Here is a 16,809-nt window from a genome sequence, read left to right as displayed (position 1 = left end):
GTCAGCGTGCCAGCCTGGCCACGATCCCGCCGATTTCGAACACCGCTGCGCCGGCATCCTGCGACAGTCCGATCGCCGCGCCCGCCACGTCCTTGGCGGCGGCATGCGCGTCGAGCGCATCGCGCAGCGCCCTGCCCTCCAGCAGCCGCGCCCGCTCGGCGAGAAAGGCGGGCACGCGTTCGAGGAAAGCCACATAGCGTGGATGCGCGGCCTTTACCCCGAGCGCCTTGGCGAGCCGCGTGCGGATCGCATTGTCGGCATCGCCGCGATCGGCGAGCAGCGTCAGGTCGCGCTCGATCGACGCCATGTCGAGCCCGGCAAAGCGCAGCGCGCGCCCCGGCGACCCCGCGCCTGCGCGTACCAGCACCGCGATCTCGTCGTCGCCCGCCTCGGGCAGTTCGTGCCGCAGCACCGCCGCCACCTCGGCATCCTCGATCGCGGCGAAGCGTAGCAGGCGGCAGCGCGAGCGGATCGTCGGCAACAGCCGCCCAGGCGCATGGCTCACCAGCAGGAAGATCGTCCCTGCCGGCGGCTCTTCGAGGTTCTTGAGCAGCGCATTGGCGCCGCCGCGCTCTAGATCGTCGATCGAATCGATCAGCACCACGCGGCGCGACGACATCGACGGCTTGGTCGCAAACATCGGCTGGAGCGTGCGCACCTGCGCGATCGTGATGCTGCGCGCGATGTCCTGCTCGGGCTTGTCGGCGTCCTTGGGCAGCCGCGCCAGCAGCCGGAAATCGGGATGCGACCCGGCATCGAGCAACGCGCCGATCCGATGCCCCGCCGGCACTGCGGCGGTAGGGTCGAGCGAAGGATCGGCGGCATGGGCCAGCATCCGCCGCGCCATATCATGCGCGAACCCCGCCTTGCCGGTGCCCTCAGGACCGGTGATCAGCCACGCATGATGCAGCGACCCGCCCGCCATCGCCGCGGCGAACGCGGCGCGCGGCGCGGCGTTGCCGACCGCTGGCGTCATGGCAGCAGGTCGGCGAGGCCGTCGAGCATCGCCTGGGTCACCTCCGGAGCCGACCGCGCCGCGTCGATCCGTCGCACCCGATCGGGCTCGTTCGTCGCGATCGCCTCGAACCCTGCCGCGACGGCATCGTGAAACGGCGCATCGCGCGCTTCGAACCGGTCGTTGGCGGCGCCGTCGCGCGCGCGCGTCCGCTGCTGGCCCGCCGCGCGCGGCAGCGCTAGGAAGAAGGTGCGATCGGGCAACAACCCCTTCGATCCGAAGCCGTGCAGCGCCAGGATCGCGGCATCGTCGATCCCCTGTGCCCCCTGATAGGCACGCGTCGAATCAAGATAGCGATCGCAGATCACCCACGTCCCCGCCGCGATCGCCGGGCGGATACGCTTCTCGACATGATCGGCGCGCGCCGCGGCGAACAGCAATGCTTCGGCATGCGCGCTCCACCGCGCGACATCGCCCTGCATCAGCAGCTGGCGGATCGCCTCGGCGCCCTCGCTCCCGCCCGGCTCGCGCGTGACGAGCACGGGCAGCCCGCGCGCTTCGAGCGCGGCGGCGAGCGCGGCAGCCTGAGTCGACTTTCCCGCCCCCTCGCCGCCCTCGAGCGAGATGAAGCGCCCGATCAAGCGAACAGCGACATCAGGCCCGCCCAGACGCGCCCGAAGAAGCCAGCTTCCTCAACCGCGGCTTCGGCGACCAGCGGCATCCGCTGTTCGCCGGTGTCGGCGCTGGTGATGACCAGGTCGGCGATGTGCTGGCCCGCGGCGATCGGCGCCTTGATCGGCCCCTGATACACCACCTTGACGGTCACCGGCGCACTGGTGCCCGAGGGTACGGTGATCGACAGGTCGCGCGGCGCGACCAGCCCGACGGTCGCCTCGCCGCCCAGTTGGACGTCGGCGGTCTCGACGCGCTTGCCCTTCTTGACGATCGGCCGCGATTTCCACGCGCCGAAGCCCCATTCCATGAAGCGCACCGATTCGCTGATGCGCTGGTTCGCGCTGGTCAGCCCGGCAAGCACCATCACCAGCCGCCGCCCGCTCTGCTCGGCCGATCCGGTGAAGCCATAGCCCGCTTCCTCGGTGTGCCCGGTCTTCAACCCATCGGCGCCGTCGACGCGCCCGAGCAGCGGGTCGCGATTGGCCTGGGTGATCGCGTTGCCGCCCATCGTCTGGCCCCAGGTGAAATCGCGGCGGGTGTAGAACTTCTTGTAGAGCTGCGGATGCTGCTCGATCGTCACCTTGGCGAGCGTCGCCAGGTCGCGCGCGGTGACATAGGTGCGGCCTTCATCGGGCCAGCCGTTCGAATTGCCGAACCGGCTGTTGCTCAGGCCGATCGCCTTGGCGCGCTGGTTCATCAAATTGGCGAACGCTTCCTCGGTGCCGGCAATCCCCTCGGCGAGCACGACGCAGGCGTCGTTCCCCGACAGCACGACCACGCCGTACAGCAGATTCTCGACGCTCACTTCCTCGTTGGGCGACAGGAACATCGTCGAGCCCGCCTTGGGGCCGTGCCAGCGCTCCCAGGTCTCGGGGCGGACGCGGAACTTCTGGTCGAGCTTCAGCTCGCCCTTCTGGAGCATGTCGAAGATGACATAGGTCGTCATCATCTTGGCCATCGACGCCGGCGGCATGCGGCGATCGGCGTCCTTGGCATACAGCACGGCGCCCGACGACAGATCCTCGATGAACGCCACCGGCGCAGGCGTGTCATAGGGCGGACGCTGCGCCGAAGCGGGCATCGCCAGCGCGAGGAACAGCGGCGGCAGTACGAGCAGTTTCTTCATGGAAAACACGAACCCTGGTGGCTTGAGGATCATTTCGAACGAAAGACGGTGGCGTCGCGATAGCCGCTTCCGGCGGCGCGTGCGCGGGCCGAATTGGCGGCAGTGGCATCTGGAAACGGTCCGAGCTGGACGCGCCAGAAGCGGCCTGCGGCGATCGAGCGGCCGTTCAATTGGCTCGCCAGCGCCCTGGCGCGCGGCTCGCTGGAGAGCGCGGCGACCTGGACGAACCAGGTGCCGGTGGCAGCGGGCTTTGGTGGCGCAGGTGCCGTAGGCACCGGGCGAGGCGATGCGGGCTTGGGGGCTGGCTTTGCGGCAGCAGGCTTGGGCGGCGCCATCGGCGTTGGCGTGGGTAGCACCGCCGCCATCTGCTTGCGCAAGCCGTTGAGCAGCACCGGCGGCGCATCGAGCCGCGGCAGCCCGGGACGCCCCGCCTGCAACGCCGCCTGATCCTGCGGCGAAGGCGTCACGCCGCGCACCCGAACGCCGGCCTGCGCCGCAATGCCAAGCGCCGAAAGCGCGCCGGGTGCCAGCGCGATCACTTGGCTACCTGCGGGCAGCTGCGCGACGATCGGCACCAGGATCGTTCGGCCGGTGTCGAGCGCGGTTACCTCGGCGACGCTCCCCATCGGCAGCGTCGCATGGGCAGCACCGATCGGATTGTCGAGCGCGCTCGCCAGCCCCACCGCGCCGACTTCGTCGTAGCGCTTTATCTCGCCCGAAGTACCCAGCGGTCCCGAAGCCGCGACGACTTCGGCGGGCGGCGCGTCCTGCGCCGACGCCGCCCCCGCAGCGCCCAGCAGGCCGAGGATCAGGAACTCAGCGCGAGACTTCATCGGCCAGCAACCCCACCGAAAGAGCATAGAAGTTCGAACAATTATAATCGAGGATGACGCGATAATTGCTCGTCAGCAGGAAGGCGGTGCGCCCCTGGCCATCGGGTTCGAGCAAGGTCGCCTGCACATTGTCGGCGGGCAACGCGCCGCCCTGCGGGGTCACCCCGAGCGCGCGCCATTCGGCGATCGTGCGCCACTGGCTATGCCGGTCGAACACCCGCGGACAGCGCGGCGAGACGGTGCGGGTTTCGAGCGGCGCACGCGCGAGGCCTGCGGGCACGTTCACCGCAACGCCCCAGGGCTGGCCGCGCCGCCAGCCGGCGTTCGACAGATAATTGCCGATCGACGCCAGCGCATCGGCTTCGCTCGCCCAGATATTGGCGTCACCATCGCCATCGCCGTCGACCGCGAGCCGCAGGTAGACCGACGGCAGGAACTGCGGATAGCCCATCGCGCCCGCCCAGCTGCCCTTCAGCCGCTCGCGCGGCACGCCGCGATCGATGATCTTGAGCAGCGCGATGAACTCGCCTTCAAACAGCGGCCGGCGGCGTCCCTCGAAGGCGAGCGTGGCGAGCGAGCGCGGCAGATCGAAATCGCCGGTATAGCCGCCATAATTGGTCTCATGCCCCCAGATCGCGACCAGGATCGATCCGGGCACGCCATAACGCTGCTCGACCGCGCGCAACGTGTTCAGGTTGCCGCGATAGGCGCTGCGACCGCGTCCGATCCGCGCGGCATCGACATGCCGTGCGCGATAGGGGGCAAAGTCGGAGATCGGCGCATTGGGGCTCGAACTGCCCGGCTGGTCGCGATCGAGCTCGATCACCCGCGGGTTCACCGTCAGCGAGGGCAGCACCGAATTGAGCGTGCGATCGCTCACCCCCTCGCGCAGCGCCTTGCTTCGCACCGTCGCCAGATAGCTCTGGAAGCTCGCATTGTCCTGAGCGGCCGCCCCGCCGCCCAAGCCGCCGAGCGCAATGCCGGCCAGAAGGATCGCCCCGAAAATACGCATTACACAGCTCCACCCCGGCCCCGCCGGCCGTGGTGCCGACTATTGGCACACTCCCCCCCGGTGCTGGAACCCCTTGGCGAGCGCGGGCTTGCAGAAAACCCGCCGACCTGCGTAATCGGGGCGTGCCAGCATGCTGAGTGGCCGGCATGCGGAGAGGTGGCCGAGTGGTTTAAGGCAGCGGTCTTGAAAACCGCCGTGGGTGGAAGCTCACCGTGGGTTCGAATCCCACCCTCTCCGCCATTGCTGCGCCAGTTTACAGCGCGTTTGCAGGAACTTAGCGGCATTGACCGCTAGTCGATCCCACATTCCATACCACTTACCGAAAGGGCTTTACGATGCCGATTTCGGCTCGGGTCAACCGAATCGAGCGATCAGGTTTCGGGACTATCCGGATCGTGAAAACCGGTGCGGCGCGGCTCTTCGCCAGCCTGCACTGGCAAGGCTTGCAGCATCACGTTTAGCTGCGTGACGTGCTGCACGGCGCTCACCCGATGGCCATTTTGATCTTCACCCGAGAACACAAGTTTGTCGGGAGCCAGATACGAGATACGCTGTGGAAACATCAGAGACCCCGATGGCCCGCCGACGAAGCAGAGGAAAGCTTCTTCATCCTCGGTCAGGCTATCCTCGAAGTTTTTCACCTCACCCAATATTTGAGCGCACGTGATTTCCGCGGCTTCCATTTGATAACGTGAAGCCTCAGCAACCTGGCGGGATCGCTCGCCTTGCTCGGCTACCCTTCGATTACCTTCTTCAAGTGCTTCCTCCATCGCGTCCGTGTTAAAAGCACTGATGGACGGGTACAGAGGTGTTGATAAGCGGCGAAGGGACATGTTGAGATTTGGCAGCTTCTGGTCATTGCTCATGAAATATTCCTATCCTGCTCGCGTCTGATAGACACCGCCTGCCATCTTGCCGCTGTCTATGAACCGTATGCGCCGCGATTCGAACGCGGATCGCAGAGCCTGGGCCGTTTCGTCCTGCACCGACTGTCCTAGCTCGAACCGCGCTGCTGTCGCGCGACCGACGCCCGCCGCTTCCGCCAGATCGGAAAGCGACCAGTCGAGCATCACGCGAGCCATCTTAGATTGTTGAGGCGTCATGCTGATAACTGTATTATCAGAACGCGATTGACGCAACCCGATTAACTATGATAACAGCGTTATCACCCTCGAAGGAGGGTGGCCGGATGGGGGAAGGTAGTAGCTCCCCCACATCCGGCCTGACCCTGACGTCTGTTAAGGAGACAATCATGGCTACCGATCCCAGTACCACAGGCATGCCGCCGCGCGTACCCACTTCTGCCGATTTCGACCTAACGAAGTTGGACGATGTCTCATCGAAAATGGACGTTCTCAAATCGTTGATTTGGGTGGCGATCGATCTGCAGCAGGCTGACGCCTACCACGCGGAAAACCTGATGCACGGCGCTTTGTTGGTGCATCAGGTCTGCGACGAAGCGATCTGCGATGTTCATAACGACCTGCTGGCGATCCGCCGGGAGGCGTCAAATGGTTGACCCTGCACCGTTCCGGATCAACGACGTGACGATCGAGCATAACGAAGCCCCCGACTATTTGGAACAGGCCCACGCGGTTGCATCGTGCCTGGAGCTAGCCGCCAGCGAAGACGCGAGGGCGAACCGGCAAATCTTGGTCGCAGCGGCCAATGCGGTCGGCACACTGATACTGCTGGCATCGCAGGCACATGCCAAGGAGCGCGAGGAAACTAACGCCCTGTGGCACACTCGCGGTTCGGCGCTCGCCTAATATCTCCCGATTCGCCGAACGGCTGACAAAATACCCGGTCCGTCGAAAGGCGGGCCGGTTCTTTTTGAGGGCGTGCCATCTTCGACCACTGCATCGAACTGGTGGAGCCGACCATGATCTGTCGTGTGAAGGACAATCGACGCGAACTGTACGACTCGGGAATGAGCGACGCGAAGATCGCACGGTCGATCGGCCGCGATAAGTTTACGATCTCGCATTGGCGAACCAGATACGGGCTGCCGGCCCATTTCATTACACCACCCTCGCAGCAGCGGCACTTCCCCACTCTTTACGAGAATGGTCAAAACGACTCCGACATTGCCCGCATAGTCGGTTGTCACCGTTCCGCCGTTCAACGATGGCGTAAGCGGTCCGGCTTTCCGAAGATACAGGCACGGCGACGGATACTTCCGCGGGTGCGAATAATCAGCCTGGACTATGCGTTCGAGAGCGGCGCTACATTTCACTCGATCATCGCGGATGAGAGCTGGTCGAACTGGCTCGAGGAAAACGGCGCTACCGTCTGGTGAGACATCGCCCCGGCCTAGGCTCACCGCGAGCGTACGGCGTTCTCCAATCGTGGGCCCCGCTTAGGTACTTCGGTACCCGGGGCCCACCAATATTCCTGCCCATTGTCGCGCGCCCACTGCTCCAGCTCGAATTTCGAGTTGAGATAATCCGGGTCGGTTTCCTCGGCCAAGCGATCGAGGATGGTCCGCTCATACGCGGCGCGCAGGTACCAGATATTGCCGCCGGGGGTGTACCGCTTCGCGAACCGCGTGGCGGCCTTGCCGGGGTTGCCCTCGCGCACGGTGCCGTCGTCCCGCTCATTGGGCAGCGCCGTGCGAATCGCCGATCGGGTGTCGTTGACCAGCCCGTACATCGGCCCCAGCGCGAAGCCTGCCAGGCTGTTGATGCGATCGCTGCTGACCGATCCGATCAGATCGCCGAAGATGCCCAAGCCGCCGCCCTGCAACGCTGCATCAGCCCAGAACTCCTCATCATCCATCGGGCGCGGGTCGCGGCCCTTGGCGATTTCGCGCAACTGGATCGCCGCGGCACCGAACAGTGTCATGCCGACGAAGAACTGCCCGCCATATGCCGCCGCCCGGTACGGCCCCAGCATCGCCATGCGCTGCCCCTGTTGCATCATCAGCGAGAACGCGAACGATTTGAACTGGAAGCTGTTGCGCAGGAACTCGCCCTGCAGCGTGCCGGGCCGGGTGCCGGCGATCATGAACGATCGCGCGCTGGCGCTGCTTTCCTGCACCGCTGCCGACGTCTCGCCCAATACGAAGTCCATCAGGCGGCCCGATGCCTCGGGGTCCTGCACGTTGCGGGCATTGACCCATTCGGCCCCGCTCAGCCGCTCAGGGGGCGCGGTGCGAATCGCCTCCCACTGCCTGGCGTCGATGCCATAGCGCTCCATGCCGGTGCGTAGCTTCTCGGGCAGCTTGCCGAACACCAGCCCGCGGTTGTCACCCAGCTCGCCAAGCAGATCGAGCCCGAACGCCCGCTGCCCTGCCTCGGTCCATTTGTTCAGCCCCGACACGCGCAACACGTCGTCGGCGATCACGGACGTGATTTGCGGGCCATGGGTTTCCCCATAATAGCGCGACAGTCCCAATAGCGCCCGGCTGGCGTCGCGCATCCCGAGCCCCAGCCGGATCGCCAGCTTCCGATCGCGGGACGATGCGGGGTTCAACTGGCGAAGGTATCCCGCCAGCACGTTCGTTTGCGGAAGGCCGACAAGCTTGCGGGTCATCAGCTGGGTGTTGATGTCCGATATCGCCGACAGCGGGGCCGATCCGAGCAGCGAGGCGGTGAGCAGATCGCGCGCGCCCGAGACCCCTTTGAGCGCGATGTACGACGGACGTTCCATCCAGCCCTCGGCCAGCACCGGGACGTTGTACCGGCCTTGCAGGTAATCCCAGAGTCGCTCGGTACGCTCCCGCCCGCCAGAGGTGCCGGCGACGACACCAGGGCGAAGCTTATCGGATGCCGCTTCCGCACGATCCACCGTATCAAGCAGCAAGCGGACCGTGGCGTTCGGGTTCGGACCGAACCGCTCTAGCGCGGCAATGTCCGATGCCATCCCGCGGATATGGCCCAGGATCGCATTGAACGGGGCGCCGGTGCCGTAGACAGCATCATAGCGCATCCATGCGTCGCCATCGCGAAAGACGAATTCCCGGTGATCCGCGCGCGTGCTGGCCAGCTTCAATTCGCCGGCAAACGTTGCTTCGGCTTCCCCGATCAGCCCGCCGGTGCGGATGGCCTCATAGGTGTTGCGCAGCACGTCCGACAGCCGTTCCTCGGTGAGCTTGCCGCCCGTATCCGGGTCGCGCATCGCGGCGGTGTCCAGCTCGCGCAGAACGTCCTCCCGCCATTTGGCATAGCCTGCCCGGCGCACCTTCAACGGGTCGTGCGTGTGGGTCAGCCCGAACCCTTTCAGCTTGCCGATATTGCCGCCGGCCGCGTTGAAGCGCTGGCGCAATCGTTCGAACACGTCGGTTACGGCGTCGGCGAACACTTTCGAGCGCGCGTTGCCGGTCGATTGGCCATGCAGCTCGCGCACGACGTCGGACACGCCCTCGCGATCCTTCGGCTGACCAAGGAAATCCCGGCGGTGGCGCTGGATGAAGTCGGACAGGTCAGCCTGCGCCTGGAAGTCGATAGCTTCGGCGCGGCGCACGATGTTCTCGTACGGGGCTCGGGCATCGCCATCCATCATGGCGCGGATCCCGGCATAGCCCGATTCGCCCTTGAACTTGCCAAGGTCCGCCAGCGCTCGTTTTTGTGCCGATACCTGCAACATCGTCTGGCGCTTCTTGAGCGCCGACTGTGCCACCAACTGCTTGAGCGTTTCTTCGCTGGCCTGCGCCGCCGCAGCCTCGGGGCTCATCCGCTTGGCGAATTCGGTCTCGAGTTGTTCGAATAGAGCGGACATGCGCCGGCCGCGCGCCGCGTCGATCTCGCCGCGTTCCACCATGCCGGGGATGCAGTTGCCGAGTGACATGGCTCAGTACCCGTGCGTTTCGAAGCGTGGCCGTTCCGCCGATCGCGTCTCTATGCCGGTCGTCAGCCCAGCCGTGATCGAGCCCGCGGTGAACGAACCACCCTGCGGCGTGAAGCGAAACCCGAAATAGGGCTTGGTTGTGGCCGGCAGCGGCGTGTCGACCAGGACCCTTTGCCCGAGCAGATCGGCTGCGATCGCACCGGTGGTGCCAAGCACTTCGACATTGGCCGTCAGCGCCGAATTGTCAGCTTGGATCATGTCAACTGTGATGCCCGTTGCGGCGCCCGCGAAGTCCGCCTCGACCGCGGCGAAGCATCGCAGCTTGCGGGTTCGATCTGCCCCCACCAGATCGCGCATCAGTAGGGAATCGTCGGATACCGCGGCACCAGTGATAGCCTGCCATTCCGAGCAGAGCAGTTCCTTGTCGGTCAGCATGTGATATAGCCCCTCAATCTGGGATGGAGCGAAGCATGAATTGGAATCAGCGGGATCGCCGGACCATCATCACCGTCGCTGTCATCGCATTGTGGCCCATCATAGGCCTGGCGGTGGCCCTTATTGCGGGAGGAAGCACAGGCGCTTGGACTGCACTGGCGATTGCGCTGGTGCCGGTGCTTGGCGGTCTCGCCGCCCTTTGGTTCCTGTTCGTCAACCGGATGGAGATGGAGCACGCGGCGCTTGGTCTGGTCTTTGGCCTGCCCGTGCTGATCTACGCCTTCGGAGTGTGGCCTGCGGTCGCTGTTCTCGCCGTGTCGGCTGTCATGCGGCTCATTGGCGCGGCGATCGCCGCCCGCCGCGCACCACCCCCTGCTACCCTGCCAATGTCGGCCCGTTAGGGGACCATGCAGGCGCGCGCTGCCAGAATAGCGGCAGCGTCGTCATCCAGATCCTGCAGCACGTCAGCCAGCCGGGCTACTTCGCCTTCGTCGCTCAACCGTACCGGCGTGTCCGGAGCTTCGACCGCAATCATTCGCACATCGTGCTCTATCGTCTCGTCGAGCGATCGAGGCGTGGCACTGTCGAACGGGTCATCGTAGCGCGCCAGCGTCTCGCGCGATGGTGGTGCGCTATCCCTTCCGGCCAGGGCGACAGGAGCGTCGCCTCGTGGCGGGAACGCTACACCCACGTTGCCCGTCAGTCCGCCCTCCGTGACGTCTCTACCCTCCCTCGCCGCGGTCGCCGACAACCGAGCAATAATCCGGTTCTGCTGTGCCGATGGGCGCGCGGATCGCCGCAGAGCTAATTCGCCGCCAAATGTCGTTATCGCCGCAAAGCCAGACAGGTCTGTAGCACCAGCCTCCGCCGCAAACGCGTCGTGCGATACGCCGTCATTGAGCAAGTAGATCTTGCCATCAGGCGATATGACATACGCCCGCTGAATAGAGGATGCGTCTCTAATCAGGTCACCAGCTCGGATGACAGTGGCTTGGCCTTGCAGAAGGTCAGGTTCCGGCCGAGCGGCCGGTGCCGTTCGCTCTCGCGGTGCCCGCCACGCATCAGCGGCAGCAGGATCGATCGATCGCACCCGCGCGCCGGCGGCGTCAGGCGCGACAGGAGCAATATCGTCCAGGATCGCCCGCGGCACGTCGACCGGGACAACATCGCCGCCGCCCGCAATGGCTATTGCCTCGGCTTCGGTCTCGAAAGCACGGGTATCATCCCCCGCCGAACGATAGAGGCGAGCCGAATCGGTGCCCCCGATATCCACGGCCTGCGGTGCCGGATCGTCGGCGATTGCGGTCCAGCGTCGCTCGGCGGTCTGCACCACATCTTCGATATCCGCATCGGCACGGGCGAGCGCCGCTTCTTCGGCATCCACGGCCCGCTGAGCGGTGGCCCATTCTTCGTCGGCGTCGAACTGGTCGCGTCGCAGGGTCGGCGCAGTGTCCGGCGCCTCCCCCATGCGCGAGTGCGCCCATTCGATCGTATCGCCCACCGTGCGACCGCGCAGGAACGGATTGGCCTCCACCACCTTGCGTCCGACGATGGCCTCGATCGGTGCGTCACGGCCCGCGCGAAGGATGGCCTGGCCACCGCCCTGTCCGAAGACGTGCATCAGGTACAGATTGCCGCCGGTCTCGCGCGCTCCAACCCGTGCCAGCGATGCTGCGTTGTCGTTGGTCAGCACCTGCATGAGGCGATCCTGCAAGCCGCCATCGGACCGTTGCGCCAAGCGCTGGGCATCGGACATCGTGCCGCCGACGACGCGCTTATGGTAGGTCAGCCAGGTGCTATCAAGGAACTGATAGCGCCCGGTCGCGGTCGATCGCGTGTTTCGAGCCGCATCGTTCCCACCGCTCTCGGCGCCGCGCAGCCGCCGGTAATAGGCATCGCGTGAAACCGGCGGGGGCGGCGCGGTCGGTGGTATGCTGGCGGGGTTATCCAACGCGCGCTCGGCAGCGTTCAGGCGAGCGGCATGGCGTTCGCTATCCCGCCCGGGGTTGAATGGGCTTGTCGCCGCGATCTCGACTTCGCGTTCGAGCTCGCCAACCGCCGCCCGTTCGGCTGGGGTCGCGCTGTCGAGGCCTACGCGCGCCTTGAAGCTCTCGATCAGGTCCGCGACCGGACCCGCCAGCCGGCTTGCACCGCGCACCACCAGTTCGCCGCCGCCTTGCAGCACGCCCGCGCCTACGCCTGCGGTGCCGATGTTGGCTGCGGCTTCGGTCCCGGTCAGCGTTTCGCCCCGCTTGGCACGCTCGTTGGCGATCAAGGGCTGCTCGACGGCTTCGGTGGTCGCGCCGATCACTGCCTGGTTGAGGATCCGGCGCGCGATAGTGGTGCCGCCCCCGCCACCGATGGGCGCGGTCAGCAGGTTGAACGGATCGAGCACGCCGGCAGCGAGTGACCCGGCACCCCATGCGACCGTGCCCCCGCGCTCGACAGTCCTTTGATCGGCGGCGCGGCGTTCCTGCACCCGCTTGAGCGTTGCCGCCCTGAATTCGTCGACGGTGGTAGGCGTGCCCTTCATGAAGTCCGGCTTGCGAGCCCGTACCGCCGCCAGATCCTCGAACACCCGCTGCTCGTACACACTGCCGCCGCCGCGCCCGGTGCTCACATAGGAATTCATCGACCGCCCGGTCTCTGCCTGCAGGGCTTCGACCAGCGGGCCATAGTCGTTGACCACCTCCTGTTCGGACTGAGATGGCCAATCGTCCTGCACCACCCGAAACGACGACGTGAAGGTCTCGGACCACGACGAACGCGGCATGGCCTCGGGCTGAGCGCGGGGCTGCGCTTCCAGATCGACCTCGTAGAACGACAGCGGATCGCGCGGCCGGCGGTCCTGGCTCATTTCCATGGCAGCCTCGTAACGTCGATTGTGTAGGGCTGCCCGCGCACGTTCTTGGACTGCACCAGCCCGGCGCCAGACTTGTCGCGGAACCCATAGACGGTCTCGCCAAGCCGAACCGGGATGAGCTGCCGTATCTGCCCTAGCGATACGTTCGTGCCATCGGGCCAGACCGGGCTTCCGTTGATCGAAGCGCCGATCAGGTCGTCACGCTCGCCGCGCGCGATACGACGCATCAGGCCGTCATGGGTCCAGCCGGAAGGCAGCGAGACCGGCACGCCCTGCACGCGGGTAAAGCCGCCGATCACCTGTCCCTGCCCATTGCGATACTGCCCGGTCACCGTCGCAACCGCGGTGCGGAAAGCATCGGCGCTCCAGGCGGTGCCCCCGGCCCGCGTCGTGCGTGCGAAATACAGCGACTTGGCCGCGTCGAACACGTCCCCGGCATAGTCAGGCATCCCCGCCAGCGCCGGCCCCGCATACTGATTGAACAGCAACCGGGCTTCCTGTGCCCTGAACGCGTCCGGGTTCGTGCGCTGGGCATCAGCGCCCCGCAACACGTCGCGAGCATTCATGCTGCCGCCGGGCTGAAGCATCAGCGTCGATGCGATCCGGAACGCGCCATCGTCCGCGCCCGCCACCTGCTTGGCTGCACCACGAATGGCGCGCGGATCGCGAAAGCGGGCGATCTCCTCGAGTGCCTTCGTCCGTTCAGCGGAGTTGCCGGCGACAAGGGCGCGCAACTGGGGCAGTTCAGCCTCGGTCAGTGGCTCGATCGAGGGGCTGCCATACCGCCGGGCAGCGGCCAGCGCGGTATTCGCCCGGCGCTGGAACGACGCGTCATCGCTCAGGGGCGCGAGCTGCTGACCGGTGGCCAACTGCAGTTGCGCCATCAAGCCGCCCGGTGCGTCCAGCCGCGCCTTGGTCTGGTCACGCACTTTGCGCAGCCCGTTCAATTCGGCTGCCTGATCGGGCACCAGCCCCTTGCCTGCCGTCTGTGCCGTCAGTTCGTTGATTCGACCGTCGATATCCGACAGCGACGCGCCCCGATATTGCTCGGTGACACGCGTTTCGCCCGCCCTTAGGCGGGCAGAAGCCGCCGACGAGCTATCGTCCAGCGCTTCATAGCCGATGGCCAGCGCCTCCCAGTCGGCAGCACCACCCGCGCCGGCATCGAGGTTGACCCGCAAGGTATCGAGCTGCTCGCGCTGTTCGCGCCGCTGCTGTGCAGCCTGGGCCTCGACTTCGGCCTGTTGACGACGGGCTTCCGCTTCGTTCCGTGCCCGCTGCACCCGGATACGATCGCTGACCTGTCGGCCTTGGTCTGGCGTGAAGCCGCCTTCGTGCTGGCGATACCAAGCTTCGGCGTCTTCGACACTGGCGTCGATCATCCGCGTGGCGACGTCGGTGCGGATATCCGATTCCGCGCGCAACCGCTCTTGCTGTAACTGCTCCTCCGACCAACCATTCATCGGACGGCGGGCCATGTCCCCGAGATAGTCCCGCGCCTGCAGCACATATTGCTCGACCAGATCGGGGTCCTGCCATGCGGCACCGCCGTTCATCTTGGCCGACGACACGAGCGCCTCGGTCTGGGCATTATCGAACTTCGACCGCTCGACCGCCGTGTGGCGGGCCAAGGCGCTATCGAATTGCAGGATTTGCGGGGTCACTCGTTCCTTGAACAAGGCCTTTGCGCGAGGCGCGGTCAGCCCATCTTCGGCTTCGCGGGCCTTGGTCCTGAGCGCCTGCGTGGTCGGCGTGTAGGCGTCCAGCGCGGCCTTGCCGCCCCTGAACATGGCACCTTCGTTCGGATCGTAAACGAGCGTCGACGCCTCGGCATCCCAGTTGATCAGCGCCTGTTTCGCCTCGCGGTCGTCCTGCTCGGCCTCGATCTGGGCACGAAGCTCCGCGGCGTCCATCACTTGCCCGGAAAGCTCTCCCAGCCCCTTGGCGATGCCAGCCGCCAGGCCGGTTGTGTCAGTGGGGCGAAGGCGCTGCCGCGCTACCGGATCCAGCGCGACGCGGTTGCCTTGTGAGCCGACGACGACGACCATCAGTAAATCCCCCCGGCAGACACGCCGTAGGGGTTGCGAGCCCGGCCCATCCGCTTGAACTGCTGCGCACTACCCAGGGCCGACGAAGCCACCCCGAAGGCTCCACTGATCGCGGCGCCGGTGGCGGCGCTGCGTTGCGCTGACGCTTCACCCCGATAGTTCGCCGCCTCCCGTTCCATGCCGCGCGCCTCGCGCGTTGCGTTTTCGCGGATCGTGGCGGCGTCCTGCTGTCCGACGCGCGCCGTATCGGCCACGAAGCTGGCAGCCGATCCGAACGTCAAGTCGATGCCGTTTGCGGCCATGGCGGCCCGTTGTGCCCCCATCGTCGATGCGGTCTGACGCTGCGACCGTTCCTCCTCGGTGCGTCCGCGCGCCAGGGCATCGCGGGCGGACTCCTGCTCGAGCGCCGCGTTGCGATCGGCAACGGCAGCGCGATACCGGGCCTGCTGGACATTCCCTACGGTCGCCACCGTGCCGGATACAGAGGTCATCACCGCCGACGCGGCCATCATGCCTGTTACCGGATCAAGACACATCGCTGAGGTCCTTCAGTTCGGGCAGCGCTTCGCTCAGGAAGCGGCGGAGACCCGCATGATCGACGATATCGCCAAGCTTCACCCCGCGTGCGCTGGTCGCGTAATTGGCAAGCGTGGCGTCGCGGATGCCGCTCTCGTAGACGGCACCCAGCATCCATCGGACGTGGTGTTCCCGCCCGAGCTGCCGGGTCAGGTTCTCCCGGCGCTCCTGCTGTCGGAACGCGTCGGGGTGCGCGAGGTGCTCGTAGGCGGCTTCGGCGATCTCGATATCGGACCGGGCAATCGTCTCGATCCCCTGCTTGATGGACGCGAATGCCTGATCGATCTGTTCAGCCGCCGCCTGGCGTACCGACAGCGCCTTAGCGACAGCCTGCGCGGCACCGGCGCGACGGGCCAGCTTGGCCGCTTCCTGCGCCTCCAAAACGAGCTTGGTTGCCGGCTCCCGTGCCTGCTCCAGCTCCTGTATCGTGGTCTCGGCTTCGTCGACGTCATGCCGCGCACGCCTGAGCGCTTCGCCATCGCCGCGGCCTTCGAGGTCGGCGAGCACCTGCTTGTTTAGCCGGGACTTTGCGCCCCCGAGCGCGCCGCGCGCGATCTGCAGCCGCGTGTTCAGTTCCGTCAGTGCGTTCATGTTCGACCCCTCAACCAATCTAGGTCAAGGCTAGCCGCGATTGTCGCTGGTGGGCTGCGAGACGCACATGCTCAAACGCTCGACGCGCGTCCGACCGGAATTGCGGGTCGGTGTTCCATTGAGCGCGCGCCGCCCGCTGCGCACGGGCGACCGATGAATGGTCGCGCCCGATCGCGCGGGCGATGGCGGGATAGGAAAAGGCGAACTCAGTCGCAGCGATGTAGATCGCCATCATGCGCAACCGTACCGTCTCTTCGTCCAATGCTGGGGAACGCATCAGCGCGACGACTTCGGAATCGCCCTGAGCGACCGCGAAGATCGCGCGGCAAAGGGCTGGGTGCGTGCCGGTGTGAAGCGCCAGTGCCTCCGCTGTCTGGTGCGCGATCATGAATTCCCGCCCTTTGCCTCGCGCGCGCGCATGGAAAGCTCCCGAAATGCGGGTGCGGGTGGCGATCCAACCTCAACATTTCCCACCCTTTCATGGGGTTCGGATCGCCCCCCGACCGAAACGCTGCACTTTCCGGGCCGGATATCAGGTTTTGCGGGGTTCTCATGGGGTTCGGATGCCCACCTCTTTGCAAAGTTCGCCTTCGCCGCGGCTTTCCCGGCCTCGGTCTTCGGGCCCTTCGACATGCCGCCGTGGAACTTGCAGCGCCCGTTGAGATAGATCGAGGTGAGCAGGCACGCGTTGCCCCGGCGCGTCTTGGCACCACACTGCATCCCTACCAGATCGGCCGGAAGGGGCCTATGCGGAGGGGGCGGATAGGGACAGCCTGCGTCCCACCAGCGCGCGTTCCGTTCGGCGCTCGCCTCGTGGTGTTGGCGATATCGCTTCCGGCGATCGGGCGTCGATTCCTGCGGTGACCTCGCGTACGCGCGTGCGCGGGCGCGTATTGCTCCCACTTCC

Annotated in this window: 19 protein-coding genes and 1 tRNA gene; 5 read left to right on the top strand and 15 right to left on the bottom strand. The window is 66.1% G+C overall.

Annotated features, from left to right (window positions below; all coding sequences use genetic code 11):
* Position 1 precedes the first annotated feature (1 nt).
* From NMP03_RS04340 to NMP03_RS04320, 5 genes are read right to left on the bottom strand one after another with little or no spacing between them, the layout of a single operon-like run.
* Positions 2-976 (bottom strand): AAA family ATPase, encoded by a 975-nt coding sequence (locus tag NMP03_RS04340; protein ID WP_256507302.1) that lies wholly within the window; start codon positions 974-976, stop codon positions 2-4.
* The gene (tmk, locus tag NMP03_RS04335) at positions 973-1,596 is read right to left on the bottom strand and encodes a dTMP kinase (RefSeq protein WP_256507301.1); all 624 of its coding nucleotides are present in this window, start codon (positions 1,594-1,596) and stop codon (positions 973-975) included. The genes NMP03_RS04340 and tmk overlap by 4 nt, the downstream gene beginning before the upstream one ends.
* Complete coding sequence (locus tag NMP03_RS04330; protein ID WP_256507300.1) at positions 1,593-2,756, bottom strand: D-alanyl-D-alanine carboxypeptidase family protein; 1,164 nt, start codon at positions 2,754-2,756, stop codon at positions 1,593-1,595. Before NMP03_RS04330 ends, tmk begins: the two co-directional genes overlap by 4 nt.
* A gap of 29 nt (positions 2,757-2,785) precedes the next feature.
* A complete protein-coding gene (locus NMP03_RS04325) occupies positions 2,786-3,589 on the bottom strand; it encodes an SPOR domain-containing protein (protein ID WP_256507299.1) in 804 nt (267 codons plus the stop codon).
* Positions 3,573-4,601, bottom strand: coding sequence for a lytic murein transglycosylase (locus tag NMP03_RS04320; RefSeq protein WP_256507298.1), 1,029 nt, complete (start codon positions 4,599-4,601; stop codon positions 3,573-3,575). Before NMP03_RS04320 ends, NMP03_RS04325 begins: the two co-directional genes overlap by 17 nt.
* 150 nt (positions 4,602-4,751) lie before the next feature.
* Here NMP03_RS04320 and NMP03_RS04315 point away from each other — a divergent pair.
* Positions 4,752-4,841 (top strand) — tRNA-Ser (locus NMP03_RS04315).
* A gap of 131 nt (positions 4,842-4,972) precedes the next feature.
* Here NMP03_RS04315 and NMP03_RS04310 read toward each other — a convergent pair.
* Both NMP03_RS04310 and NMP03_RS04305 read right to left on the bottom strand, forming a co-directional pair.
* Positions 4,973-5,467: a hypothetical protein gene (locus tag NMP03_RS04310; RefSeq protein ID WP_256507297.1), complete on the bottom strand. Its 495-nt coding sequence runs from the start codon at positions 5,465-5,467 to the stop codon at positions 4,973-4,975.
* Positions 5,468-5,476: 9 nt separating this feature from the next.
* Positions 5,477-5,671, bottom strand: a complete 195-nt coding sequence (locus tag NMP03_RS04305) for a helix-turn-helix domain-containing protein (protein ID WP_256508003.1) — start codon at positions 5,669-5,671, stop codon at positions 5,477-5,479.
* A 182-nt stretch (positions 5,672-5,853) separates the two neighbouring features.
* Here NMP03_RS04305 and NMP03_RS04300 point away from each other — a divergent pair, with 182 nt between their 5' ends.
* From NMP03_RS04300 to NMP03_RS04290, 3 genes are all read left to right on the top strand, one after another.
* Positions 5,854-6,120, top strand: coding sequence for a hypothetical protein (locus tag NMP03_RS04300; protein ID WP_256507296.1), 267 nt, complete (start codon positions 5,854-5,856; stop codon positions 6,118-6,120).
* A complete protein-coding gene (locus NMP03_RS04295; protein ID WP_256507295.1) occupies positions 6,113-6,370 on the top strand; it encodes a hypothetical protein in 258 nt (85 codons plus the stop codon). Before NMP03_RS04300 ends, NMP03_RS04295 begins: the two co-directional genes overlap by 8 nt.
* Positions 6,371-6,483: 113 nt before the next feature.
* Positions 6,484-6,900 (top strand): helix-turn-helix domain-containing protein, encoded by a 417-nt coding sequence (locus NMP03_RS04290; RefSeq protein ID WP_256507294.1) that lies wholly within the window; start codon positions 6,484-6,486, stop codon positions 6,898-6,900.
* 20 nt (positions 6,901-6,920) lie between these two features.
* Here NMP03_RS04290 and NMP03_RS04285 read toward each other — a convergent pair whose 3' ends face one another.
* Positions 6,921-9,389, bottom strand: a complete 2,469-nt coding sequence (locus tag NMP03_RS04285; protein ID WP_256507293.1) for a hypothetical protein — start codon at positions 9,387-9,389, stop codon at positions 6,921-6,923.
* 3 nt (positions 9,390-9,392) lie between these two features.
* A complete protein-coding gene (locus NMP03_RS04280) occupies positions 9,393-9,824 on the bottom strand; it encodes a Bbp16 family capsid cement protein (protein ID WP_256507292.1) in 432 nt (143 codons plus the stop codon).
* A gap of 35 nt (positions 9,825-9,859) precedes the next feature.
* Between NMP03_RS04280 and NMP03_RS04275 the strand changes: the two genes are divergently transcribed.
* Positions 9,860-10,225: a hypothetical protein gene (locus NMP03_RS04275; protein ID WP_256507291.1), complete on the top strand. Its 366-nt coding sequence runs from the start codon at positions 9,860-9,862 to the stop codon at positions 10,223-10,225.
* On the opposite strand, the gene NMP03_RS04270 is transcribed toward NMP03_RS04275, so the two are convergent.
* From NMP03_RS04270 to NMP03_RS16195, 6 genes are read right to left on the bottom strand one after another with little or no spacing between them, the layout of a single operon-like run.
* Positions 10,222-12,687 (bottom strand): lysozyme family protein, encoded by a 2,466-nt coding sequence (locus NMP03_RS04270; protein WP_256507290.1) that lies wholly within the window; start codon positions 12,685-12,687, stop codon positions 10,222-10,224. The two genes, NMP03_RS04275 and NMP03_RS04270, sit on opposite strands and share 4 nt — an antisense overlap.
* Positions 12,678-14,735: a hypothetical protein gene (locus NMP03_RS04265; RefSeq protein WP_256507289.1), complete on the bottom strand. Its 2,058-nt coding sequence runs from the start codon at positions 14,733-14,735 to the stop codon at positions 12,678-12,680. Before NMP03_RS04265 ends, NMP03_RS04270 begins: the two co-directional genes overlap by 10 nt.
* Positions 14,735-15,247 (bottom strand): hypothetical protein, encoded by a 513-nt coding sequence (locus NMP03_RS04260; RefSeq protein WP_256507288.1) that lies wholly within the window; start codon positions 15,245-15,247, stop codon positions 14,735-14,737. Before NMP03_RS04260 ends, NMP03_RS04265 begins: the two co-directional genes overlap by 1 nt.
* Positions 15,248-15,260: 13 nt before the next feature.
* Positions 15,261-15,902, bottom strand: a complete 642-nt coding sequence (locus NMP03_RS04255; protein WP_256507287.1) for a hypothetical protein — start codon at positions 15,900-15,902, stop codon at positions 15,261-15,263.
* Between the two features lie 19 nt (positions 15,903-15,921).
* Complete coding sequence (locus NMP03_RS04250) at positions 15,922-16,290, bottom strand: helix-turn-helix domain-containing protein (RefSeq protein ID WP_256507286.1); 369 nt, start codon at positions 16,288-16,290, stop codon at positions 15,922-15,924.
* The gene (locus tag NMP03_RS16195; protein WP_406698205.1) at positions 16,287-16,622 is read right to left on the bottom strand and encodes an HGGxSTG domain-containing protein; all 336 of its coding nucleotides are present in this window, start codon (positions 16,620-16,622) and stop codon (positions 16,287-16,289) included. Before NMP03_RS16195 ends, NMP03_RS04250 begins: the two co-directional genes overlap by 4 nt.
* Between the last annotated feature and the right edge of the window lie 187 nt (positions 16,623-16,809).

It is taken from the genome of Sphingomonas qomolangmaensis (genome assembly GCF_024496245.1).
Taxonomy (GTDB): domain Bacteria; phylum Pseudomonadota; class Alphaproteobacteria; order Sphingomonadales; family Sphingomonadaceae; genus Sphingomonas; species Sphingomonas qomolangmaensis.
This window is presented reverse-complemented; position numbering and strand designations above follow the sequence as displayed.